Here is a 22,008-nt window from a genome sequence, read left to right on the forward strand (position 1 = left end):
CTGCTCATGCAGCGGAGTCGCCGAACCACTTTTCCCTGAACCAGAGGGAAACGTTCACCAGACCGATAAGCGCCGGAACCTCGACCAGCGGGCCGATGACGGCAGCGAATGCCTCTCCCGAATCGATACCGAACACCGCCACGGCTACGGCAATGGCAAGCTCGAAGTTATTGCTCGCCGCAGTAAAGGAAAGCGTGGCAGTTTTCGAATAATCCGCTCCGACCTTTCGTCCCATATAAAAGGAGACGAGAAACATGATGACGAAGTAGCAGAGCAGCGGTATGGCGATGCGCACCACATCCATCGGAATTTTCACGATATACTCGCCCTTGAGCGAGAACATCACCACGATGGTGAAAAGCAGCGCGACGAGTGTCATGGGACTTATACGCGGCACGAAAACGCTTTCGTACCACTCCCTGCCTTTTAAGCGAAGCATGAAAAACCGGGTAAGAAAACCCGCAATGAAAGGTATACCGAGATAGATGAAGACCGACGAAGCGATTTCGGCGATGGTGATATCGACCCTGAACGACGAAAGGCCGATCCAGCCGGGCAGCACCGTGAGGAAAACCCAGGCGTAAACGGAAAAGAACAGCACCTGGAAGACCGAGTTGAAAGCCACGAGACCCGCTGCGTACTCCGTGTCGCCTTTTGCAAGCTCGTTCCAGACGATCACCATGGCGATGCAGCGGGCAAGACCTATGAGAATAAGACCGGCCATGTAGTGCGGCATATCGGCAAGAAAAAGAACGGCGAGCACGAACATGAGCACCGGCCCGATCACCCAGTTCTGCACGAGCGAAAGGCCAAGCACTCTCGTGTTGCGGAACACGTCGCCAAGCTCCTCGTATTTCACCTTGGCCAGCGGCGGATACATCATGACGATAAGCCCTATGGCGATGGGAATATTGGTGGTACCTGACTGAAAGGAGTTCCAGAACACCGCCATGCCGGGAATGAGCCAGCCGGAAAGCACGCCAATACCCATGGCAAGAAAGATCCAGAGCGTGAGATAGCGATCGAGAAAGGATAGCTGTTTAACTGACATGCCCATGCTCTTACCCTCCCGACTGCATATCGTTATAGAAACTCCTGAACCCATCGCGGATCTCGTCGCGTACCCGACGGAAGACGGCAAGCACCTCTTCGCGGCTCCCTTCGGCTTCAGCAGGATCATCGAACCCGATATGCACCCGATGCCTGACCTCTCCGGTAAAGACGGGACAGCTCTCCATTGCTCCGGAACAGACCGTCACGACCCGGTCGAACGGCCTCGAAGTGAATTCCTCGACGCTTTTCGGCCTGTGGCCGCCAATGTCGATCCCCGCTTCCCGCATCACCGCTACAGCAAGCGGGTGCACCTTTTCGGCCGGCTTCGTGCCTGCAGAAAAGACCTCGAGTTCCGGATCGAACGAACGCAGGAACCCCTCGGCCATCTGGCTACGGCAGGAGTTTCCCGTACAGAGAATGAGAATCGATGACGATGACATTGCTTCTGACAGATTAAGATTAAGGTTACAGGATAAGGTTGAAAACAAAACCGACGACGACGATGCCCGAAGCCACGATGCCGGCAAACACGGCGATCAGGCGGGGCTTGAGCACTTTGCGAAGAATGATCATCTCGGGCGCCGAAAGGGCGATAACGCTCATCATGAAGGCCATGACCGTGCCGATGGCCGCTCCCTTGCCGATAAGCGCTTCAGCTACGGGCAGCACGCCGACGATGTTCGTATACATGGGCACGCCCAGCGCCACGGCAGCGGGAACCGACCACCAGGCATCCTTCCCCATGATCGACACCATGAACTCCTCGGGAACATAACCATGTATACCGGATCCCAGGCCTACGCCGAGAACAATGAAGAGCCAGACCTTCCCGACGATCGAACGGACCGATGCGAGGCCCTCCCTGAAACGGTCACTGAAGGTGAAAACGGCTCTGTCATCATGGGCCGAAGCATCTCCCTTCTGCAGCTTCTGCACCCATTCCTCCAGATCCCCTTCCATACGCAGGCGCTCAATCACCAGACCGGAAACGACTGCGATAAGGAAACCGAGCAGCACATAGGCAAGAGCGATCTGCCATCCGAACGTGCCGAGCAGCAGAAAGAGGGCGACCCCGTCGACCATCGGCGCCGCAATGAGGAATGAGAAGGTCACCCCGAGCGGAACGCCCGCCTGCAGGAAACCGATAAAAAGAGGAACGGCGGAGCAGGAGCAAAACGGAGTCACCATACCAAGCAGAGCCGCCAGAGCGTTGCCCGTCCCGATTCTGCGTCCCGAGAGCAACGCCCTCGTGCGCTCAGGAGAAACGAACGTGTGCACCACTCCCATCACGAACACCACTGCCGTAAGCAGCAGCAGAACCTTTGGCACTTCGTAAATGAAAAAGTGCAGGGCTTCACCGAAATGCGTAGCTCTGCTGATCCCCGCTATTGCCAGCATCAGATCGGCAAGCGGTTCGAGGTTGCCGTAGAGGGCTATCCAGGCAACCGCAGCCGCAACAGTCATGGCCGCAGCCTTAAGACTGGATGTGGTCTGTTCAGACTGATTCATATTCACTCGCTTGACGGAAAATCACTCAGCAGCAGCGACCCGCGCCGTTCGAACTGCCGGACTGGGAGCCGCAACAGCATCCGCCCTTTTTTACCGGATCTGCAAGCAGTTTCTTCAGCTCGTCGAACTCCGGCACACGACCCTTCGAGCGCACTTCCCCATCGACGACAAGCGCGGGAGTCGAAAGTACGTTGTAGGCCATGATCTTCTGGATATCCTCCACTTTTTCCACCTCAGCATCAATGCCTTCCGAAGCGATAACCGCCTTGACGGCATCGGCAAGCTGATTGCACTTCGCACAACCCGTACCGAGAATCTTCACCTGTTTCATGATCTCCCCTTGTTAATAGTTTATCGCAAATAAACGATACTTATAAAAAACACAGCAACACTCACCGACTTTTGTTCAGCAATTACATCTTTCCTTGCATCCCTCTGAAAAAAAAAACCCGAAAAGCCGCTCCGCGCGTTCCCAATTCTGCCGGTTGATACAATATTTCACTTTCGGCGGATCGATCTCCCCCTGAATCAGACCCGAGTCAAGCAGCGCCTTGAGATGCTGCGAAATAGTCGATTGAGCCATCGGTATCACCTCCGTCAACTCGCCGGTAAAACAGCAACTCTCTCCTGCAAGCAGCCTGAGAATTTTTACCCGTACCGGATGACTGAGCGCCTTGGCCATACCGGCAAGAGCCTGCTCATCGTCGCTATAGGTTACATCGGATAACGTTCTTTGCATTGAGTTCCAGAGTTAGTTCATCGCAAATATACGATTAATAATTGAGAGCGAAAAATTTTTTTACCTCTCTGCTCTTTCAGGAACAAACGCATATAACCGATTGTTGATTTTTCAATTACTGACTAATGAAAAATATACGTCCATGAAAATAAATCTTTATCTCATCCTCACTGCGGTGCTGCTGACTGCCGTTTCGGCCTCTGCGGATGCGAAATGCCCGAAAGCGGAACTTGCCGTCGAACATAAAACCGGAACCGGCAACTATCTTGCCGACGAAGACGGCATGACGCTCTACTGGTTTACCAAAGACTCTCCGGGAACAAGCACCTGCGCCGGACCATGTGAAGAAAAGTGGCCGGTATATTACCGTGATGTTTTTCGTATTCCGAAAAGCATGAACGGTTCCGATTTCGCTTCCATCCTTCGAAACGACGGAAAAAAACAGCTGACCTTCAGGGGATATCCGCTCTACTACTGGGCAGGCGATAAAAAAGCCGGCGATACCGGAGGACAGGGCGTGAACAATGTCTGGTTCGTAGTAAATCCGGACAACTTCCCGCCGAAATAAAAAACATCAGGCCGGGGGCGGAGACACAACTATCCAGCCCCCGGCATAACACCCTCTCATTCAGCACTCCCCACTACTCATTGACCCCTTAAACTTGACCTTTTTTTGCCTGGTCAATGTGGGCCACTCCACCTTCTATTCCCCATTCCCCGCTCAGAACTCAGTACTCGAATCCCCTGCCTGCGTCGTGAAATACTCTTTCATCGAGCGGAACACCTCCTTGCGGGCAAGCAGTCCGCTTATCATGCCGAGCACCGTAGCTGCGCCGGCAGCGAAAAAGAGTGGGCGGGCCGAGATGTTGTTGGTGTAGTAGATTGCAGGTATGCCCTGCTCTTTTGCAAAACTGTCGAGCGAGGTGGTTCCGATCACCAGATCTGGTTTGTAGCGCATCACGGCATCCATATCCTCCTCGAGATATTTTCGGTAGCGGATTTCCGTGCCCAGAGCGGTGAGCACCTTGTGATCTTCTTCGCCAAGCGGCATGCGAGCTATGGAGGTGGAGGCGTAGGGCACGTCGAGTCCGGCTTCGAGCAGCAGCCGCACGACAGGCAATTCGTTGCCTTCGTAGCCGGCAACGATGACGCTTCCCTCAAGAGCTCCGAAACGCGACATCGCCTCACGGACTTTACGGCGCTCCTCATCGGCGACTTCTGCAACCAGCTCCCGGTCGAGATCGAGCGCCTCCCCGACGCGCCGAATCCACTCGCCGGTTCCGTTAGCGCCGATAGGATTGCCTCTGACGATTTTCGCTCCGTTTTCCTCGAAAAACTGTGCCGTCCGTTCGTAGAATGGATGAAGCACGGCACAGGCTTCGACGCAACCTGCATCGGCGTAGTCCTCGAGCGATGTTCCCGGCAGGGGAATAACCGACTCGACTCCGATTTTCTGCAGAACACTGCCGATAGTCATGGCATCGACCGGAAATATTTCGCCGAGTATCACCAACGATTTTTTTCTTCTTTCACCGCTTACCCGCGCGAACCGCTTCAGCAGGGTCGCAACCGTAACGTCCTTCGCCTCCGGGTGTGTCCGCAACTGGAACGCGGGAAGCCGCACCAGAAGCACTTCGGCATTGCCCGCTTTCGAGGGCAGCAGTTCCTCGGCGATACCGGCAGTTTCTGCAACGCAGGTGCTGACGACCGGAATGAATTTTACCGAAGGATCGAGGGCGATCTCTCCGATCGTCCTGCGGACATCGTCGATCATTGTTCCGCCGGATATCTGCACATTCATCAGTTCCGGCGTAACGATCGACTTGCGGGCCGCATAAAAATGCGAAACGAAGGTCAGTCCGTACGCGCACCCCTGATCGGCAACGAGACATACCTGTACACCGTCGATCCGCATCAGCACCCGCAACCCGCCGAATGCCGGGCACATTGACTGCGGATGCAGATTGTTACAACCCTTCTTCTCCATGCAGTACTACCCTCCTCTTAGCTTGTTGGACATATGCCTTGCCGGAACGCCCGAGGCCTGTGGAATCCATCCACGCCTTTGCCGCGCCGAAACTTGTGAATCTTCCGGCCGCAAGCCGGTAATATTGTTTTCCTTTACCGATAACCGGCCAGACAAAGAACACGGTTTCCGGCAGACTGACGGAGCGGACTTCCCGTTCCGCCGTCTCTTTTTTTCTGAAAGTGCCCAGAACGACCGAATACTCTCCCTCTTCGAGCAAGACCTGCCCTCGAAGCGGCACGCCTGCAGTTGAATCCTCATGCCGGAGTTCAGGATCCGGTTGTAATGACCGGGAAATCACCGATGCCTGTTCGGATGTACCCGCTTTCGGGTGCCTGACCCCGGGGTAGAAGAGAAACAGATACGCAAGAGCGACAAGCATGAGCCCGATAACAGGCAATAAAACGGCCTTCATCGGCCGGGAGCTGACGATCTCAAGCTCGGCAGCCGACAGTGCGATAGAGTCCAGGTTCCCGTACTCGCTGTTGAGTATCCCGGCGAGCGACTGATCGGCTTCGAATGCAAGGGCATTGTGTCGGGCGTATACCCTGCCGAATCCGGGAAACCGGCACTCTTCGTCCTCCTGCATGCTTCGGGCAAATAATGCAGGAAAATCTTCCGAGAGGCGCCTGGCTTCGGAAGCATCAAGATGCATGCGCCGGGAGAGCATATCGGCAAATTCATCCGGAGAAACCGGACGTTGTTCGAACATGATCCTGTTCGCCGGCGGATGATAGACATCACCTTCTTTCTCCGAACGGCGCTCTGCAGGATAGTGACGAACGCTGAACACACCGAGCCCGGAAACTCCGACCATTTTTTTCTCGATCAGTTCCGCCGCCATGGCCCCCGACAGGGCAGACAGATAATGCGCCTCCGGTTCCGGAGATCGCAGGTCGCAGGACGCTGAACTATCGTTTCTGTTACGGAGTGTCATAGAGGATAAGGCACGCTGTTGCTTGCGGAATCCGAATAGTGCTCTGATTTGCCAATATACCACATCCCGCCCGTAAATCACATCCGGAGCAAAGCCCCGCCGCTTTCCGGATTTCCCGGAACGTCCTGTTTTTAGTCGGTTTTTTCTTATTTATGGAAAACGGCATTCAAAACATAACACTTCCCAATGAGCACCAGTGCGCTATCGGTCACAGAACTGACCATGCAGATCAAAACCGGACTTGAAAGCCTCTTTCCCCTGGTGCGGGTCAGGGGTGAAATATCCAATTTCAAGCGGCACAGTTCCGGGCACAGCTACCTGACGCTCAAGGATGAACAGGCCCAGATTCCCGCCGTGATCTGGAAAAACACCGGAATCCGGCTCGGCATCGATCTGCGGGACGGTATGGAAGTCATCGCCGAAGGGCGGCTCGAAGTATACCCGCCGGCGGGACGGTATCAGCTCATCTGCACCTCCATTACCCAGGCCGGAGAGGGCCTGCTGCAGCAGGCCTTTGCCCGGCTCCTGCAGAAACTCGCCAAAGCCGGCTATTTCAGCCCTGAAAGGAAAAGAAAGATACCACAGATACCGCAAACCATCGGCATTGTCACCTCCCCTACGGGCGCCGTGATCGAAGACATGGGGAATGTGATCGAACGCCGATTCCCGGCCGTACGCTTACTGCTCTATCCGGTAAAAGTACAGGGTGCGGATGCGGCTTTGGATGTCCGTAAAGGTATCGACTATTTCAACAATCCGGCAGATCCCCGGCACAAGCCGGATCTGCTGATCGTCGCCCGGGGCGGCGGTTCCATGGAAGACCTGCAGGCATTCAACGAGGAGATCGTTGCCGAGGCCATCTACCGGTCATCGGTTCCCGTCATCAGCGCCATCGGACACGAAACCGACATCACCATTGCGGACATGGTAGCCGACCTCCGTGCGGGAACGCCCTCAATTGCCGCCGAACTCGCAGTTCCCGACAGGCTTGATCTCCTGAAAGCCGTAGAAAACCTCCAGTCGCGTCTAAGCACGGCCCTGCTTTCGAAGCTCGATGGAGCGCAGATGGAAACTGACTCGCTCATAAACAGCTACGCATTCAACCGACCGATTTTCCAGCTGCAGCAGCTTGCCGCGAAGCTTGAAGAGAACCCCGAACTGCTCACGCGATCCATAAGGATGAAATGGACAGAAAAAGCCACGGCATTTGCCTCGGCAAACCAGCACCTTGCCCTGCTCGACTACCGGAAAACGCTCGAAAGAGGATACTCTCTGGTGAAAAAAGAGGGACGTTTCATTACCCGTTCATCGGAACTGAAAGCTGCCGACGAAACCGAACTTGTCTTTCATGACGGAAGCATAGCGGCAACAGTCAGCGCAACATCTGTTCGCTGATCATCCTGCGAACCAGTTCAAGGTCCGCCTGGGTATTGACGCCGGGATGGTCTACCGTTGTCTCGACGCACGCAATCCTGAAACCGTTCTCGAGCAGCCGCAACTGCTCGAGCGATTCGGCAGCCTCGAGCATCGAAGGCGGAAGCCCGGCATAACGCTGCAGAACGTCGGAAGTGAATGCATAGAGTCCGATGTGACGGTAAAATCTGGTCGAAGCATAGACTTCACGCTGAAAAGGAATGGGACTCCGTGAAAAATAGAGCGCATTGCCGTTGATATCCAGAACCACCTTGACGACATTGGGGTCCTCGATCTGCCGATAGTCTTCAGAGAGCATGGGATAGACCAGCGTCGAGCAGTCGGGCGGATCGGGACCAAGAAACGGCTGAAGACACAGATCGATATTCTGCGGATCGATAAGCGGTTCGTCACCCTGCAGGTTCAGAAATACATCGGCATCGATGTCAAGGGCGGCTTCGGCTATCCGCTCACTTCCGCAGCGAGCCTCAGGCGACGTCATCGCCACCTCCGCGCCATAAGCCTGCAGCGCACCGGCAATTTCGGAACTGTCGGTTGCAACGACAACCCTCGAAGCAAGTTTCGAGCGCATCGCCTGGCGCCAGGTGCGCACGATCAGCGGCTCGCCGCAGAGATCGGCAAGCATTTTCTTCTGGAGCCGGCTCGATTCGAGCCTTGCTGGAATGAGAATTACGGCACGCATCATCGTTGAGGAATGTCGAGTATCAGTGTTACCGGACCATCGTTCACAAGGGAAACCTGCATCGCTTCGCCATACCAGCCGCTTGCGACCGGCCTGCCCAGATGCTCTGCAGAGAGACGAAGAACCGTATCGAACACCGGACGGGCTTCGTCAAATCCGGCTGCGCCGGAAAATCCGGGGCGATTCCCCCGGCTTGCATCACCGTAAAGGGTAAACTGCGATATGATGAGCATATCTCCCCCGGTATCGGATACCGAAAGATTCATCCGGCCCCGGGCATCGTCAAAAATTCTCAGTTGAACAAGCTTACGGCTCATCCATTCAGCTTCCGCCATTCCGTCCCCCGGTGCGACTCCGACAAGCGCCAGCAGACCAGGTCCGATCCCGGCACAACGTCCGCCTCCGGCACTGACCGAAGCCGAAACCACCCGCTGCACGACCGCCCTCATACCCGAGCCAGCTCTTCGCCGAGAATCCTTGCAGCATCTGCGGCCCCGAGCCCCTCGATCCTGACGGTCTTGTTCCGCGAACTCCTGCCTGCAATCACGCTGAGCCGCGAAGCGGGCACGCCGAACACTTTACCGAGCAGGACACAGCACTCGCGGTTTGCGGCATCGTCTACAGGAGCTGCCTTGAGAGCAACCTTGAGGCTTCCGCCATACTCGCCGCAAAGCCGGCTGCGCGACGAACGGGGTTGCGCCCGCACCTGCAGCAGAACGCTGCCCTCCTTTTCATGCAGTTCGAGTTCCGCCACCCGTTCAGAGCACTTTCGGAACCTTGAAAAAACGGTCCTGCCGGTCGGGAGCATTCTGAAGGGCGAGCCCGGTTGCAATCGAACCTTCGGCAACATCCTCCCGCAGCACGTTTGCCTGGTCATGGATGCTGCTTAGCGGCTGGACGCCCTCCGTATCGATTTCGTTGAGTTTTTCCACGTAATGCAGAATACTGTTCATCTCGATGGTCATGGTCGCCATCTCTTCATCTGAAAAACTCAACCGTGCAAGACCGGCTATATAGGCGACATCATCTCGTGTAACGGACATATGAAAAATTATTGTTTGTAACCGAAAAAAATTCAGAGTCTGCAAATTCCCGCTTTCTGTTCATCGAGCCTGTTCTTCGGACGATCTTCCATGGGAACGAACGTCCGCTCATCCTCGCCAAGATAGATCTGCCTGGGACGCGCGATCTTCTGTTCAGGATCCTTGACATGCTCGATCCACTGCGCCAGCCATCCGGGAACCCTTCCGATAGCGAACAGCACCGGAAACATGTCCATGGGGAATCCCATGGCCTGGTAGATGAGGCCGGAATAAAAATCGACGTTGGGATAGAGTTTGCGGCTGACGAAGTAATCGTCTTCCAGTGCAATACGCTCGAGTTCCAGCGCCATGTCGAGTAAAGGATTGCGTCCGGTTTCCTCGAAAACCTGGAAAGCGATATCCTTGATAATTTTCGCCCTCGGATCATAATTCTTGTAGACCCTGTGACCGAATCCCATCAGACGTCCTTCGCCATCCTTGACCGATTTGATGAATTCAGGAATCTTGTCGATCGAGCCGATTTTCATGAGCATGCGGATAACCGCTTCATTGGCTCCTCCGTGCAACGGGCCGTAGAGCGCCGCGCACCCCGCAGCAATTGCTGAAAAAGGATCGACGCCGGAACTTGCGACTGCCCGAAGGGAGCTTGTTGAACAGTTCTGTTCATGGTCGGCATGCAGAATGAAAAGAACATCGAGAGCCCGTTCAAGCACCGGATTCGGTTTATAGCGCAGCTCCGTCATTTTGAACATCATGGAGAGAAAGTTGCCGGCATAACTGAGCTCATTATCCGGCAGCACGTAGGGAAATCCCATGCTGTGCCTGAACGACATGGCCGCCAGGGTCGGTATCTTGCCGATAAGACGACGGACCTGCAATTTCCGGGAATCCTCGCTCCGGATATCCTTCGCGTCGCGGTAGAAGGTCGAAAGAGCTCCAACGGTACCGACAAGGATACCCATAGGATGGGCATCGTAACGAAATCCGTCCATGAACTTCACGATGTTGTTGTGGGTCATGGTGTGATTCCGGATGTTATACGTCCATACCGCAAGCCGTTCCTTGTCGGGAAGTTCTCCCTTGATGAGCAGATAGGCTGTTTCAAGAAAAGTGCTTTTTTCGGCAAGCTGCTCGATCGGATATCCGCGGTAGCGCAATATTCCTTTATCTCCGTCGATATAGGTGATACGGCTTTTGCATGAAGCCGTATTCAGATATCCCGGATCGTAGCCCAGAAGTCCGAAATCCTCTTCGGAAGTCTTTATGTTGCGCAGATCCATGGTATTGATCGAACCGTTTTCAACAGGAATCTCATATGAGCGGCCTGTCCGGTTATCCACGATGGTCAGGGAGTTGCTGGGCTCTGTAACCGTCATAAAAATTATGGGTTAAGGATTAAAAAATCTCGGTGAACGGGACTGGCCGGGCTTTCCGGAAAGATGACAGAAACCGGAATATATAAATGTACGAAATTCGATAATCATCCCTACTGCCGGGAATATAACAATCGTGACGGCACCGAAGAGAAACTGCCATTGTTCCGGTACATGGCGAAAGAAACGGAAGACTTGCCGAAACTTTTCGAACAGGACAAAAAATATTTTTTGGATAAAAAGATCCTGTTATCTACATTTACAACTCACTGAAGGAGCTGTAGCTCAGTTTGGTTAGAGCGCCTGCCTGTCACGCAGGAGGTCGCGGGTTCGAGCCCCGTCAGCTCCGCAGATAAAGAGCCCTGGAATACAGGGCTTTTTGCATTTCCGCCTGAAACGGTATCGCCACTGCTGACAACACCGTTTCATCCTCCGATATTCAATCTGAAAACAGCATCACCCGTTTGCCGCCCTATCTGGGAACCAGTTCGACTCGACGGTTTTTCGCTCTGCCTGCTTCTGTCGTATTCGACGCTACGGGAGCAAGATTGCCCACGCCGTTGGCGGTCAGCCTGGAGGCCGGAATACCGAATTCATTCTGAAGCGCGCCGACAACGGCATCGGCCCTGCGTTTCGAAAGGACCATATTGAACGCATAACCCCCGACATTGTCGGTATGCCCGACAACATGCAGGTTCAGGGTCGGCTGTTTTTTCAGCAGTTTTGCGATCTCGGCAAGAGCGGGTTTCGAGGCCGGCTTGATCTCCGAACGGTTGGTATCGAAGTAGATGCCATAGAGCGAAACCCTGCCGGTAGATGCGATGGACTGCGACATCTGGTCGGCACTGACCGTTACCATCTTCTGCTGCATGGGACGGGTCTCTATAATGTCCACCGCAGCATAGGCGCCCCGTTTCGCCTTATAAACCTCCCTGTTCTCGCCCCATTCCACAACCGTCAGATAAACGTAGACATCGCCTTCGGGTCGACTTTTTTTTGCGCTCGCAACACAGATCCCCTCCTTATCTGCCGCAAAAAATATGTAATGACTCCGACTGGTCCGGGGCTTCAGATCACCGAAAGGAGCCAGATAATTCGTCCATTTTGTCGCGGCAGGGTCTTTTCTGGAGTCATAGAGAATGACGAATCCTTTTGAACGCAATTCATTGAGATAGTTCCTGTAAACCTCAAGCGATCCCGTATCGCCCGCGGCTTCGTACCATATTCTGGTCAGCTTGCCTTCAGGCTTCAGCGGCGGTTTTGCAAACTCCCGCTTTCTGGTATTAAAACTGTAGCGCATGAAAGTCGATGTCTGCAGTTCGTACTCGTCGAAATTCTTGACCTGATAGCCGACAATCTCCGAACCGGCAAATCGCTTCAACTGCGGATTGTCCTTCGATCCGGGAAGATCCGCAGCTGAAAGATCATTCGCCGAGCAGAAAAAAACAATGAGCGGCAGAAGCAGCAGCACCCTGCCGATCCGTCCGAATGCGGACAACGAATGTGAACGAGAGTGTTTCATGGTTCGTTTTTTTTGCGTTTATCCTTTACGTAGACTGCTTTTGATGGCCCTTCCCCGATCACACGTTCGTTCACCTCGAAAAGCGTCGTCGCCCGGATCAGCTCTCCGAGCTTGCCGTATCCGTAGTTGCGAGGATCGAATTCCGGCAGCTGTTTTGCGATGGTAGCGCCAAGCGTCGCCAGGTGCGCCCAACCGCTCTCGTCGGAAGAAGACTCTACCGCATTACGAAGCAACCGAACCAGTTTGCTGTCCATTTTCAGTTCTGCGGCGGTTTTTCTGATGATTACTTCGTTGTCGTTGATCTTTGCGCGCAGCAGTTCGGTATAGATGAACTTGTCGCATGCCGACACAAAAGGCGATGGGGTTTTTTTCTCGCCGAAACCGTAGACGGTCAACCCCGACTCCCGTAGACGCGATGCGAGTTTGGTAAAGTCGCTGTCGCTTGAAACGATGCAGAAACCATCGAATTTTCCGGTATAGAGCAAATCCATGGCATCTATGATCATGGCGCTGTCGGTAGCATTTTTGCCTTTGGTATAGCCGAACTGCTGAATCGGCTGAATCGAATGCTGCAGAAGCAGCTCTTTCCAGCTTTTAAGGGCTGTTGAGGTCCAGTCTCCGTATATCCTGCGCACGCTTGCCGTACCGTACTGGGCAATTTCCGAGAGGATTCCCTCGATGATCGAAGGCTGGGTATTATCTGCGTCGATAAGAACAGCAAGCCTCCCTGATTTTTCACATGCCATGCAAGTTCCCCGTTTTTATGAAACCACCCTGAATCCCTGCTCGCCTATCACCGCGACAATGGCTTCCGGACTGATCAGCTCGGGATCATACTCGACTGCGACGCTCCCCCCGGCATGAGACACGCTGACTGCATTGACTCCTTCGAGCTCCTGAAGCGCTTCCTTCAGGAGGGTTTCACATCCGGTGCAACGCATTCCGGAAACCGTGAATTCTTTTTTCATGACAGATAATGACAACAATATGAATTCCTGGAAATGATTGGCCATCCGCAGGCGTTCAATGAGGGATTGGCAGATGACTGCAAGAGTAATTATATTAATTTTCTATGATTCATATACCAAAACATTTCCGGAAAACAGCAAAACCGCTCACCCTGCTCGCGATTATCGCCTCGCTTGCGGTCGTATCCGCCTGCGGAGATCCGCAGTCAAGGGAGATAGAGTCATTGCAGCGCGAGGCATGGAAACAATCCGGCGACGCTTCCTCGTGGTTCCGTCTCGGCAATGCTCACGCCCGGAACCAGGAGTACCGCAAAGCTGAGGAGGCCTACCGCAAAGCGCTCGAACTCGATCCGGCCCTCGAGAACCTCATGCCCGCTCTCGGAGCGGCAAGCTTCAACCAGGGGAACTACAGCGAAGCTCTGGGTTATTTTAAAAAACACCAGGAACAGGCACCGGACGATTCGCTCAGAAATTACGATCTCGGCAATGCCTTCATGCAGATGAAGAGATACCCCGAAGCCATTGCCGCCTACAAACGGGCCATAGCCAACAGCGTATCCTTCAACGAAGCATATTACAATCTCGGAGTCTGTTATGCGCGTACCGGCAGGAGTGCCGAAGCGAAAGAAATTTATGAAGTGCTTGTCAGGAAAAACAATTATCTTGCCGTCTCTCTGAAAAACCATGTCGACAGAACTGACTCCGCAGGGAAGTAACTCCGGTTATCACCGGCCGAAGGATGGCATTCCGTCTGACTGTTGCCTGACATACCTGCAGGCACACAGGATCCTGCACCTGTTTGAAAGCAGACGGGCTGGCGGTTTTCCGGTGCTTCACCAGTGAGTTCCGGTACGGAAATCCGTTCAGAGCGCAGTATAACGGCACGTAATGCTTATGTGTGAACAGCAGAACAACATCATCGTCTCCGATAAGGATCCTCTGCCCGTAACAATGGCGGTTGCCTCTCTCCGGCATACGCTTGAAGAGTTTATGCGGACAACCCCGCGACCTCTCGCACAGGGACTCTATACGTTCATTCAGCCGATTCAGCAGACGGATCCTCTGCTGTGGCTGCAATCCCAGACGCTTTTCCCCAGAACTTTCTGGAAAAACCGGGAAAAGAGCCATACGCTCGCGGGAATCGGTGCTGCGGACAGCATTTTGTACGACGAGCCCGGACGGAATTCCGACAGCTTCGAACTGCTCATCGGAAAACTCTCGAAAAAAAACCATTCTGCCCGGTATATCGGAGGATTCCGTTTCAACAACCTTGAGATACAGGACGAAACGTGGAATTCGTTTCCATCTTTCTCCTTCGTGCTGCCGCTGGTTCAACTGACCGTCGAAGATGGCTCCTGCATGCTGAGCGCTCACCTCTGGATAGGAACCGGAGAGGATGACGTGCATAAAGCCGGCGATCTCCTCTCTGCCCTCGACTCTGTTATTGCAGAAACAAAACCCGACAGGAAGGATACGCTGCCCGCGCTGAAAAAAGTCACCTGCATTCCGGACAGGGAGATGTGGACGGATCGGTGCAACAAAGCGCTTGAACTGTTCGATTCGGGCATCATGCAGAAAATCATGCTCGCAAGGCGAACGGTACTGGAATTCGAAACTTCCTTTTCGCCCCTGCTCTTCCTTATCAACTATCCCTATCCGCAGAACACCACTTACAGGTTCGCCTTCGAGCCCGAAAAGGATATCGCATTCATAAGTTTCACTCCTGAGAGGCTCTACCGGCGAGACGGACAGACGATCCTGACGGAAGCGCTTGCCGGCACATGCATGAAAGAAACCATCAACGGCAGTGACTCCATGGCTTCCGAGATGCTGCTCAGTTCCGAGAAAGACATACGGGAGCACGCGTTCGTCAAGGACACCATTTACCGCGAACTGCAGCCGGTATCCAGCTCGATCGAAATGGAGGAAAACCTGCGGGTGCTGCAACTGAACCGCCTTGCCCACCTCTACTCACGTTGTACGGCAGTACTAAAACCGGAATTCAGCAGAGACAGCACCGTTCTCTCGCTGCTCCACCCCACGCCGGCAGTAGGAGGCGTCCCGAAAGAAGCCGCAATAACCCGGATCACGGAGCTCGAGCCCTTCTGCCGGGGATGGTACGCCGCGCCTGTCGGCTGGATCAGCCGTAACGGTGCGGAATTCGCCGTCGGTATCCGCTCGGCGCTGGTCAACAAAGGGACGACCAGCCTTTACTCCGGAGCCGGCCTTGTCCGGGGCTCGAATCCGGATCTCGAGTGGAGGGAAATCGAAGAGAAAATCGGCGATCTCATGGCAATTACCAGACAGCGCGCATGAACAACAGGGAGATAACCTCGCTGTGGAGCCGGATCGTCATCGATGAACTTGTCCGGCTCGGAGCGGCATTCTTCTGCATCTCGCCGGGCTCGCGATCGACTCCGTTGACTGTCGCAGCCGCACGGCATCCGCAAGCATTATGGAAAATATTTCCCGACGAACGTTCAGCCGGTTTTTTCGGCCTCGGCTATGGACGGGCGACCGGAAAACCGGCGGTACTTATATGCACCTCCGGCACGGCGGTTGCAAATTATTACCCGGCCGTGGTCGAAGCATCGATGGACTGCCAGCCGCTGCTTATCCTCTCGGCCGACAGGCCTTTCGAACTGCTTGAAACCGGCGCAAACCAGACCATCCGTCAATTCGGCATGTTCGGCAGCTACAGCCGTTGGAACTTCCAGCTTCCCGAACCATCCGCCGACATACCGTTACGCTCGGTGATCACGGCGATCGATCATGCAGTATCGAAGGCGACAGGTTCACTGCCGGGACCGGTGCATCTGAACGTCCCTTTCAGGGAGCCCTTCGAACCGGTCATGCCCGACATGCACGACCCGTGGCTCGCGCCTGTTGCCTCGTGGATAGACGGTCACGAACCTCTCAGGCGCGATGAATGCCTATCGAGCCTTTCAAGGCAGGCCAACGTCCCTGAGCTGGAGCATATCCTGTCGCGATCGCGTCAGCCATTCTTCATTGCGGGTCGGCTCCATAACAGGGAAGATGCCGCTGCCGTCGGAAATCTTGCCCGTAAACTGAACGTTCCGCTGTATGCGGATCTCGCTTCGGGTCTTCGATTCAGCCGATCATTCCCCCCGCTGCAGCTCGCTTTTCAGTCGGCGCTGTTTTCGGAACGGTTCCGACCCGACACCGTCATACATTTCGGAGGGCCATTGATCGGCCGCCAGCCAGCAGCCGCCATCAGGCAGTGGAATCCTGCAAACCATGTTATCGTCAAACCCCATGCGAACCGTTACGGTCCCGACCACAACGTCACGCTCGGCATAGAAGCTTCAGCCTCGCTTATCGCCGAGTCGCTCGCAAATTGCCGAGCCCCGTTCGCCCCAAGCAGGTTGCCGTTTACAGATACCTTTTTCATGAAAGCATCGGCATCCATAGACGCGTTATGCCAACCGGAATTGCCTGTAACGGAAATTTCGGCCGCGCGTATCGTCTCCTCGATACTGACTGAAGAAGAAGGTCTTTTTCTTTCCAACAGCATGCCCGTCAGGGACATGGATATGTTCGCCGCAAATACCGCCTCACCGCTCGTAATGGTTGGCATGAACCGGGGGGCCAGCGGCATCGACGGAATCATCTCCACCGCTGCAGGATACGCATACGGACTTCGGCGCCCGGTAACCCTTCTTATCGGCGACATAGCCTTCCTGCACGACCTCAACGCGCTCTCTCTCCTGCAGTCGCTGCAAATGCCGTTGAGAATCGTGGTAACGAACAACAACGGCGGCGGCATTTTTTCGTTTCTTCCGATTGCATCGGAAACCGATATCTTCGAAACGCATTTCGCAACGCCGCAGAACTACAGCATACGGCAAGCTGCGGCCGCATTCGGTATCGATCACTCTCTTCCTGACACGAACGAAGCTTTCAGAAAGGCTCTGCTCGATCCGCAGCAAAATCAAACAAGCCGCATTGTCGAACTGCAAAGCAACCGGACAGAAAACATGAAGCTGCACCGCTCGCTTCAGTCAGACATAACATCCCTTGTCGCGGCATCACCTGAAACGCTTTGATGGCCGGCACTTCTGACTACCATATAAGCACCCGCGGATCTGCCGGAAACCCCGGCATGATTCTCATTCACGGGTTTCTCGGCTCATCTCTCGACTGGCTGCCGGTTGCAGAATCGATCGACAGCACCTACTACTGCATTCTTCCCGATCTTCCCGGACACGGCAAGACTCCGGCATCAACCATGCCGTTCGAAAACCAGATGGAGCTCCTCGCCGGTGAAATCGAAAGCAGGCAGCAGTCGCCATCATATCTTGCCGGTTACTCGATGGGAGGACGCATCGCGCTCTATCTTGCCCTTCGCTACCCCAGCCTGTTCAGACATGCAGTCATCATCTCGGCATCACCCGGCCTGAAAACAGAAACGGAAAGAAAGGCCAGAAGAGATAGCGACGCCCTGCTCGCATCGGCCATCGAAACGGATTTCGAATCATTCCTCACGGACTGGTACGACCTGCCGCTCTTCTCGACGCTCAGATGCCATCCCTCTTTCCCGGAACTGTTCGAAGCAAGAAAACGCAACCGGCCGGACCAGCTTGCCGCGGCCCTCCGTACGCTCGGAACGGGAAGCCAGCCATCGCTCTGGGGGGAACTCGGCTCCGGCAGGATCCCGCTGGCCTTTTTTGCAGGGGAAAAAGACCGCAAATATGTGGAGATTGGGCATCAAATGGTTAATTTGAGTTTTTGCTTCAATCTTGAAATCTTTCCACAGTGCGGTCATACCCTGCACGTCGAAAATCGCGCACTGTTTATCGACCGCCTGCTGTTATCGTCAACCGGAAAACTATCGTTATGAGCACTGTACAATGGATGCCTGCGGGCGACTTTACCGATATTCTCTACCATAAAGCCGAAGGAATAGCAAAAATCACCATCAACCGTCCCGATGTGCGCAATGCGTTCAGGCCCCAGACCGTAGAAGAGATGATCGAAGCGCTCTCGGACGCACGCAACGATCAGGAGATCGGCGTAGTTATCCTGACCGGCGCCGGCGATCTGGCATTCTGCTCGGGAGGCGACCAGAAAATCCGGGGCTACGCCGGCTATGCAGACGCAAAGGGGGTTAACCGGCTGAACGTGCTCGATTTCCAGCGCGACATCCGCACCTGCCCCAAACCGGTCATCGCCATGGTGGCAGGCTATGCAATCGGAGGAGGCCATGTTCTGCATATGCTCTGCGATCTTACCATCGCTGCGAAAAACGCCATATTCGGTCAGACCGGGCCGAAAGTCGGATCATTCGACGGAGGATGGGGCGCAAGCTACATGGCTCGCCTGGTCGGCCAGAAAAAAGCCCGCGAAATATGGTTCCTCTGCCGTCAGTACAATGCCGAAGAAGCCCTTGCCATGGGTCTGGTCAACACGGTCGTGCCTCTTGACCGCCTCGAAGAAGAGACCGTGCAGTGGTGCCGCGAAATCCTGGCCAACTCGCCGCTTGCAATCCGCTGCCTGAAATCCGCACTCAACGCCGACTGCGACGGCCAGGCAGGTCTGCAGGAACTCGCCGGCAACGCAACCCTGCTCTATTACATGAGCGAAGAGGCCCAGGAAGGCAAAAACGCATTCGTGGAAAAGCGGAAACCGGACTTCTCGAAATTCCCGAAACGACCATGAACGCAGCATACGCACATCTCTACCACTATACGATTCCCTTCAGTGAGCCGGTAACCGTCAGAGGACGTCGGCTGCTGCAACGGGAAGGTCTGGTGCTCGCACTGAAAAACAGCGACCTGACGGTCACCGGGTACGGGGAAATCGCTCCCCTGACAGGACTGCATACGGAGCCGATTCAGGCTGCTGAACAGCAAGCGATAGAGATGCTGACCATGTATCGGGCCGATTTCGGCAAGGCGCTTGCCGGACCGCTTCTGCCCTCTGTCAGAACAGGCATGGAAATGGCCATGCTGAGCTATGACGCCAACGAAAAAGGCTCATTTCCTGACCTCAGCGAACATGAGCCGGCAAACGCCGTACCGGTTAATGCCCTGCTTCCTGCACGGCACGATACCGCAATAGCAAAAGCGACTGCACTGTACCGTCATGGATATCGGGCTTTCAAGCTGAAAGTGACTCCCGCATCTGCAGGAGAGGTTATTGATATCGTCAATACGCTGTACGCAATCCATGGAGACAACATTGAACTGCGGCTCGACGCGAACCAGTCCATGATGCTTGAAGAGGCTTGCAGCTTCTGTAGTCTGTTGCCCGAAGGAAGCATACGATATATCGAGGAACCGCTTGCCAACCCTGCGGACATCGAAATATTCCATGCTCGCACCGGTGTCCTCTCGGCCCTCGACGAAACCCTCTGGCAGAACCCCGATCTTGCAGGCAGCACACCGAACTTCTGCCTCGATGCCTACATTCTCAAGCCGGCCCGGCTCGGAGGAATCCGCAGATCGATGGAACTTGCATCGGAAGCCCGCCGGCGCAGCCTGCGAAGCGTATTCAGCTCTGCCTACGAAAGCGGCATAAGTCTCGGCTTCTATGCCTGGATGGCCGCATGCAGCACCGCAACACCTGCGGCATGCGGCCTCGATACGATCCGTTTTCTCAAGCAGGATCTGCTCATGCAGCCGTTCTGGCCCGATGATGCCATGCTCGACCCCCGAAAACTTTTCAGGAACGGGCAGGAGGTTTCCCTCCGCCGTATCAGGCTCACCTCGATATGGACCTTGTAAGCAGGTCCGAGCTGCTCTACGGCAGTTCCCCGGCGCTCTTTTCCGCAACAGGCACGCTCTCGTTCCGAAACTATGCCTCCAGGGCAAGGAACACCGCACGAAAGCTTCTTGAAAAAGGGCTGCATCCGGGCAGCACCGTAGCCGTGATTGCCCCGAACTCCCCTGATATCGCACTCCTCGGCATCGCATTGTTCCATGCTGAAATGATATTCGCACCCCTGAACTACCGTTTTCCCTTTCAGCAGATGCTCTCGACCCTGCAAATGCTCCAGCCGGATCTCGTTCTGACCTCTCTGGCGTCCATTGAGCCCGACGACCTTGCATTCAGAACCGAATCCGTCGATACGGTCTTAAACGAAAAGCCTGGTGACGTCTTCCCTGATAGGATCGCAACATCCGGCTGCATGGAGCGGACCCTCACCATAATCCACACCTCGGCCAGTTCGGGTAAACCGAAAGCTGCGGCACACAGCTTCGGCAACCACTGGTACAACGCTCTCGGAGCCCTCAGCAACATCCCTCTCGGCCCCGGAGATTGCTCGCTGCTGTCGCTGCCTCTATTTCACGTCGGCGGATATGCCGTTCTTTTCAGAGCACTCGCTTCAGGGTCCGCTGTAGCGGTTCCCGAACCCGATGAACCGCTTGAACGATCGCTCGAACGTTTTCCTGTAACCCACCTCTCGCTCGTACCGACACAGTTGCACCGCCTGCTTCGCAACCCGGCAGTACTGCAGCAGCTCAGAAAGCTCAAAGCCGTTCTGCTCGGAGGCAGTGCCGCGCCCCTGCCGCTGCTCGAAGAAGGTCTTCGTCTCGGCCTCCCCCTGTATCTTACGTATGGCTCAACCGAGATGAGCTCCCAGACCGCAACGGCTGACAGGCCGTATTGCGCAGACCGGAAAACCAGCGTCAGGCCCCTTCCCCACCGTGAACTTTCCATTGCCGATGACGGGGAAATTCTGGTCAAGGGCCCCTGCCTCTTTCAGGGCTACCTGATCGAAGGCAAACCGGTACTCCCGGTTGACGCTCAGGGATGGTTCCATACAGGCGACGACGGAACCATTGACCGGAATGGAAACCTCTCGGTACTCGGTCGCAAGGATAACATGTTCATTTCAGGGGGCGAAAACCTCCATCCGGAAGATATCGAGTGTGCGCTTGCCTCGATCGAGGGAATCGAAGCTGCCATCGTGGTGCCTGTCGCTGACAGGGAATTCGGCTGGAAGCCCGCGGCATTCATTAAAACAACGCTGCCGGAACAACCCGCGGACAGCATTATTACCGAAGCGATGCTCAGAACCGTCGGCAGACTGAAAACGCCCGTGCGCTACATAAGGATCTGCCAGTGGGTGACGCTTCCGGGATCGCAGAAAATCGACCGGAAATGGTATATCGGGCAGATCGGCAAAGAATGCTCCTGTTAGGACGTCTTCCTGCTCTTCGCAGCCTTGCGTTTCAGCCTGAACACCATGAAAATGCCCCCCAGACCGGCTACCGGAGCGTAGAACATCGCGGCTAAAAACATACCGGTCAGAAGATCGGCAAAAGTAAGCTGCACCGGAGCGAGGGCAAGCGCCTCCATTTCGGCAAGCACCCGCATCTGCTCTGCCAGCTCAGGTTTACCTGCCGCCATGCCACTTGCCCAGTCAAGCAGCAGCGTCAGACTTTCAGTGCCCGGGCGGTACCCCGTCAGCACGACAAGCAGATAACTGATGGTCTCCGACAGCATTCCGCCTGCCAGACCGCTGAAACTTCCGAGAAGAAAAGCCTCGCTGAAGGAGAGCCGAACCTGATAATTGATTACCGCGTAATAAATTGCCGCCATACCAGCAAGAAAAACGCCGGAAAAGAAAAACGCATTGAGCAGGGTGAGATATGGCACCGTGCTCGTCAGGGAGATCAGCACGGCTCCGATCGCAATGGCTGTCAGTTTTCCCGAAAACGGCAAAGACGAACCTGACGCCGACTCTGTACCCATC

At 55.0% G+C, this 22,008-nt stretch carries 25 protein-coding genes and 1 tRNA gene; 10 read left to right on the forward strand and 16 right to left on the reverse strand.

Going from position 1 to position 22,008, the window contains the following annotated elements:
* Positions 1 to 4 precede the first annotated feature (4 nt).
* From arsB to K4305_RS02730, 5 genes are all read right to left on the reverse strand, one after another.
* On the reverse strand, positions 5 to 1,057 hold the full coding sequence (arsB, locus tag K4305_RS02710; RefSeq protein WP_331560800.1) for an ACR3 family arsenite efflux transporter: 1,053 nt from the start codon (positions 1,055 to 1,057) through the stop codon (positions 5 to 7).
* 4 nt (positions 1,058 to 1,061) lie between these two features.
* Positions 1,062 to 1,493 carry an arsenate reductase ArsC gene (locus K4305_RS02715; protein WP_331560801.1) on the reverse strand — a complete coding sequence of 144 codons (432 nt, stop codon included), beginning with the start codon at positions 1,491 to 1,493 and terminating at the stop codon, positions 1,062 to 1,064.
* Positions 1,494 to 1,518: 25 nt separating this feature from the next.
* Complete coding sequence (locus K4305_RS02720; protein ID WP_331560802.1) at positions 1,519 to 2,562, reverse strand: permease; 1,044 nt, start codon at positions 2,560 to 2,562, stop codon at positions 1,519 to 1,521.
* 25 nt (positions 2,563 to 2,587) lie between these two features.
* Positions 2,588 to 2,893, reverse strand: coding sequence for a thioredoxin family protein (locus K4305_RS02725; RefSeq protein WP_331560803.1), 306 nt, complete (start codon positions 2,891 to 2,893; stop codon positions 2,588 to 2,590).
* A 75-nt stretch (positions 2,894 to 2,968) separates the two neighbouring features.
* A complete protein-coding gene (locus tag K4305_RS02730) occupies positions 2,969 to 3,301 on the reverse strand; it encodes an ArsR/SmtB family transcription factor (protein WP_331560804.1) in 333 nt (110 codons plus the stop codon).
* Positions 3,302 to 3,443: 142 nt separating this feature from the next.
* Between K4305_RS02730 and K4305_RS02735 the strand changes: the two genes are divergently transcribed.
* Complete coding sequence (locus tag K4305_RS02735) at positions 3,444 to 3,869, forward strand: COG4315 family predicted lipoprotein (protein WP_331560805.1); 426 nt, start codon at positions 3,444 to 3,446, stop codon at positions 3,867 to 3,869.
* Between the two features lie 153 nt (positions 3,870 to 4,022).
* On the opposite strand, the gene bchY is transcribed toward K4305_RS02735, so the two are convergent.
* Positions 4,023 to 5,288: a chlorophyllide a reductase subunit Y gene (bchY, locus tag K4305_RS02740; protein ID WP_331560806.1), complete on the reverse strand. Its 1,266-nt coding sequence runs from the start codon at positions 5,286 to 5,288 to the stop codon at positions 4,023 to 4,025.
* The gene (locus K4305_RS02745) at positions 5,269 to 6,264 is read right to left on the reverse strand and encodes an SPOR domain-containing protein (RefSeq protein WP_331560807.1); all 996 of its coding nucleotides are present in this window, start codon (positions 6,262 to 6,264) and stop codon (positions 5,269 to 5,271) included. The genes bchY and K4305_RS02745 overlap by 20 nt, the downstream gene beginning before the upstream one ends.
* A gap of 186 nt (positions 6,265 to 6,450) precedes the next feature.
* Between K4305_RS02745 and xseA the strand changes: the two genes are divergently transcribed.
* Positions 6,451 to 7,659: an exodeoxyribonuclease VII large subunit gene (gene xseA / locus K4305_RS02750; RefSeq protein ID WP_331560808.1), complete on the forward strand. Its 1,209-nt coding sequence runs from the start codon at positions 6,451 to 6,453 to the stop codon at positions 7,657 to 7,659.
* Here xseA and kdsB read toward each other — a convergent pair.
* Genes kdsB through K4305_RS02775 form a run of 5 tightly spaced genes read right to left on the reverse strand, consistent with a single transcriptional unit; the run spans position 7,637 to position 10,799 of the window.
* Complete coding sequence (gene kdsB / locus K4305_RS02755; RefSeq protein WP_331560983.1) at positions 7,637 to 8,380, reverse strand: 3-deoxy-manno-octulosonate cytidylyltransferase; 744 nt, start codon at positions 8,378 to 8,380, stop codon at positions 7,637 to 7,639. The two genes, xseA and kdsB, sit on opposite strands and share 23 nt — an antisense overlap.
* A complete protein-coding gene (dtd, locus tag K4305_RS02760; RefSeq protein ID WP_331560809.1) occupies positions 8,380 to 8,829 on the reverse strand; it encodes a D-aminoacyl-tRNA deacylase in 450 nt (149 codons plus the stop codon). Before dtd ends, kdsB begins: the two co-directional genes overlap by 1 nt.
* Positions 8,826 to 9,134, reverse strand: coding sequence for a DUF167 domain-containing protein (locus tag K4305_RS02765; RefSeq protein WP_331560810.1), 309 nt, complete (start codon positions 9,132 to 9,134; stop codon positions 8,826 to 8,828). The genes dtd and K4305_RS02765 overlap by 4 nt, the downstream gene beginning before the upstream one ends.
* 4 nt (positions 9,135 to 9,138) lie before the next feature.
* Positions 9,139 to 9,423, reverse strand: a complete 285-nt coding sequence (gatC, locus tag K4305_RS02770) for an Asp-tRNA(Asn)/Glu-tRNA(Gln) amidotransferase subunit GatC (protein WP_331560811.1) — start codon at positions 9,421 to 9,423, stop codon at positions 9,139 to 9,141.
* Positions 9,424 to 9,455: 32 nt separating this feature from the next.
* Positions 9,456 to 10,799 carry a citrate synthase gene (locus K4305_RS02775; protein WP_331560812.1) on the reverse strand — a complete coding sequence of 448 codons (1,344 nt, stop codon included), beginning with the start codon at positions 10,797 to 10,799 and terminating at the stop codon, positions 9,456 to 9,458.
* 271 nt (positions 10,800 to 11,070) lie between these two features.
* On the opposite strand from K4305_RS02775, the gene K4305_RS02780 reads away from it, so the two are divergent.
* A tRNA-Asp gene (locus K4305_RS02780) sits at positions 11,071 to 11,145 on the forward strand.
* Between the two features lie 123 nt (positions 11,146 to 11,268).
* Here K4305_RS02780 and K4305_RS02785 read toward each other — a convergent pair.
* The 3 genes from K4305_RS02785 to K4305_RS02795 are packed head-to-tail and all read right to left on the reverse strand — an operon-like array spanning position 11,269 to position 13,286.
* A complete protein-coding gene (locus K4305_RS02785; RefSeq protein WP_331560813.1) occupies positions 11,269 to 12,318 on the reverse strand; it encodes an OmpA family protein in 1,050 nt (349 codons plus the stop codon).
* Entirely contained in the window at positions 12,315 to 13,064 is a 750-nt protein-coding gene (locus tag K4305_RS02790; RefSeq protein ID WP_331560814.1) for an NYN domain-containing protein, read from the reverse strand. The genes K4305_RS02785 and K4305_RS02790 overlap by 4 nt, the downstream gene beginning before the upstream one ends.
* Before the next feature lie 15 nt (positions 13,065 to 13,079).
* Complete coding sequence (locus K4305_RS02795; RefSeq protein WP_331560815.1) at positions 13,080 to 13,286, reverse strand: heavy-metal-associated domain-containing protein; 207 nt, start codon at positions 13,284 to 13,286, stop codon at positions 13,080 to 13,082.
* A gap of 104 nt (positions 13,287 to 13,390) precedes the next feature.
* On the opposite strand from K4305_RS02795, the gene K4305_RS02800 reads away from it, so the two are divergent.
* The 7 genes from K4305_RS02800 to menE all read left to right on the forward strand — a co-directional run bounded on the left by K4305_RS02800 (position 13,391) and on the right by menE (position 21,453).
* Positions 13,391 to 14,002, forward strand: coding sequence for a tetratricopeptide repeat protein (locus K4305_RS02800; RefSeq protein ID WP_331560816.1), 612 nt, complete (start codon positions 13,391 to 13,393; stop codon positions 14,000 to 14,002).
* Between the two features lie 178 nt (positions 14,003 to 14,180).
* Positions 14,181 to 15,602: an isochorismate synthase gene (locus K4305_RS02805; protein ID WP_331560817.1), complete on the forward strand. Its 1,422-nt coding sequence runs from the start codon at positions 14,181 to 14,183 to the stop codon at positions 15,600 to 15,602.
* The gene (gene menD / locus K4305_RS02810; protein ID WP_331560818.1) at positions 15,599 to 17,353 is read left to right on the forward strand and encodes a 2-succinyl-5-enolpyruvyl-6-hydroxy-3-cyclohexene-1-carboxylic-acid synthase; all 1,755 of its coding nucleotides are present in this window, start codon (positions 15,599 to 15,601) and stop codon (positions 17,351 to 17,353) included. The genes K4305_RS02805 and menD overlap by 4 nt, the downstream gene beginning before the upstream one ends.
* Positions 17,353 to 18,147 (forward strand): 2-succinyl-6-hydroxy-2,4-cyclohexadiene-1-carboxylate synthase, encoded by a 795-nt coding sequence (gene menH, locus K4305_RS02815; protein ID WP_331560819.1) that lies wholly within the window; start codon positions 17,353 to 17,355, stop codon positions 18,145 to 18,147. Before menD ends, menH begins: the two co-directional genes overlap by 1 nt.
* Complete coding sequence (menB, locus tag K4305_RS02820) at positions 18,144 to 18,965, forward strand: 1,4-dihydroxy-2-naphthoyl-CoA synthase (protein WP_331560820.1); 822 nt, start codon at positions 18,144 to 18,146, stop codon at positions 18,963 to 18,965. The genes menH and menB overlap by 4 nt, the downstream gene beginning before the upstream one ends.
* Complete coding sequence (gene menC, locus K4305_RS02825) at positions 18,962 to 20,032, forward strand: o-succinylbenzoate synthase (RefSeq protein ID WP_331560821.1); 1,071 nt, start codon at positions 18,962 to 18,964, stop codon at positions 20,030 to 20,032. Before menB ends, menC begins: the two co-directional genes overlap by 4 nt.
* The gene (menE, locus tag K4305_RS02830) at positions 20,020 to 21,453 is read left to right on the forward strand and encodes an o-succinylbenzoate--CoA ligase (protein WP_331560822.1); all 1,434 of its coding nucleotides are present in this window, start codon (positions 20,020 to 20,022) and stop codon (positions 21,451 to 21,453) included. Before menC ends, menE begins: the two co-directional genes overlap by 13 nt.
* Here the strand turns inward: menE and K4305_RS02835 are convergent.
* The gene (locus tag K4305_RS02835; RefSeq protein ID WP_331560823.1) at positions 21,450 to 22,007 is read right to left on the reverse strand and encodes a hypothetical protein; all 558 of its coding nucleotides are present in this window, start codon (positions 22,005 to 22,007) and stop codon (positions 21,450 to 21,452) included. The genes menE and K4305_RS02835 overlap by 4 nt on opposite strands.
* Position 22,008 lies beyond the last annotated feature (1 nt).

The sequence above is a fragment of the Chlorobium sp. genome (genome assembly GCF_036528655.1).
Taxonomy (GTDB): Bacteria; Bacteroidota; Chlorobiia; order Chlorobiales; family Chlorobiaceae; genus Chlorobium.

Coding starts and splice junctions, on each gene's coding strand:
- arsB (WP_331560800.1), bottom strand. CDS start 1,057: ATGGGCATGTCAGTTAAACAGCTATCCTTTCTCGATCGCTATCTCACG.
- K4305_RS02715 (WP_331560801.1), bottom strand. CDS start 1,493: ATGTCATCGTCATCGATTCTCATTCTCTGTACGGGAAACTCCTGCCGT.
- K4305_RS02720 (WP_331560802.1), bottom strand. CDS start 2,562: ATGAATCAGTCTGAACAGACCACATCCAGTCTTAAGGCTGCGGCCATG.
- K4305_RS02725 (WP_331560803.1), bottom strand. CDS start 2,893: ATGAAACAGGTGAAGATTCTCGGTACGGGTTGTGCGAAGTGCAATCAG.
- K4305_RS02730 (WP_331560804.1), bottom strand. CDS start 3,301: ATGCAAAGAACGTTATCCGATGTAACCTATAGCGACGATGAGCAGGCT.
- K4305_RS02735 (WP_331560805.1), top strand. CDS start 3,444: ATGAAAATAAATCTTTATCTCATCCTCACTGCGGTGCTGCTGACTGCC.
- bchY (WP_331560806.1), bottom strand. CDS start 5,288: ATGGAGAAGAAGGGTTGTAACAATCTGCATCCGCAGTCAATGTGCCCG.
- K4305_RS02745 (WP_331560807.1), bottom strand. CDS start 6,264: ATGACACTCCGTAACAGAAACGATAGTTCAGCGTCCTGCGACCTGCGA.
- xseA (WP_331560808.1), top strand. CDS start 6,451: ATGAGCACCAGTGCGCTATCGGTCACAGAACTGACCATGCAGATCAAA.
- kdsB (WP_331560983.1), bottom strand. CDS start 8,380: ATGCGTGCCGTAATTCTCATTCCAGCAAGGCTCGAATCGAGCCGGCTC.
- dtd (WP_331560809.1), bottom strand. CDS start 8,829: ATGAGGGCGGTCGTGCAGCGGGTGGTTTCGGCTTCGGTCAGTGCCGGA.
- gatC (WP_331560811.1), bottom strand. CDS start 9,423: ATGTCCGTTACACGAGATGATGTCGCCTATATAGCCGGTCTTGCACGG.
- K4305_RS02775 (WP_331560812.1), bottom strand. CDS start 10,799: ATGACGGTTACAGAGCCCAGCAACTCCCTGACCATCGTGGATAACCGG.
- K4305_RS02785 (WP_331560813.1), bottom strand. CDS start 12,318: ATGAAACACTCTCGTTCACATTCGTTGTCCGCATTCGGACGGATCGGC.
- K4305_RS02790 (WP_331560814.1), bottom strand. CDS start 13,064: ATGGCATGTGAAAAATCAGGGAGGCTTGCTGTTCTTATCGACGCAGAT.
- K4305_RS02795 (WP_331560815.1), bottom strand. CDS start 13,286: ATGAAAAAAGAATTCACGGTTTCCGGAATGCGTTGCACCGGATGTGAA.
- K4305_RS02800 (WP_331560816.1), top strand. CDS start 13,391: ATGATTCATATACCAAAACATTTCCGGAAAACAGCAAAACCGCTCACC.
- K4305_RS02805 (WP_331560817.1), top strand. CDS start 14,181: ATGTGTGAACAGCAGAACAACATCATCGTCTCCGATAAGGATCCTCTG.
- menD (WP_331560818.1), top strand. CDS start 15,599: ATGAACAACAGGGAGATAACCTCGCTGTGGAGCCGGATCGTCATCGAT.
- menH (WP_331560819.1), top strand. CDS start 17,353: ATGGCCGGCACTTCTGACTACCATATAAGCACCCGCGGATCTGCCGGA.
- menB (WP_331560820.1), top strand. CDS start 18,144: ATGAGCACTGTACAATGGATGCCTGCGGGCGACTTTACCGATATTCTC.
- menC (WP_331560821.1), top strand. CDS start 18,962: ATGAACGCAGCATACGCACATCTCTACCACTATACGATTCCCTTCAGT.
- menE (WP_331560822.1), top strand. CDS start 20,020: ATGGACCTTGTAAGCAGGTCCGAGCTGCTCTACGGCAGTTCCCCGGCG.
- K4305_RS02835 (WP_331560823.1), bottom strand. CDS start 22,007: ATGGGTACAGAGTCGGCGTCAGGTTCGTCTTTGCCGTTTTCGGGAAAA.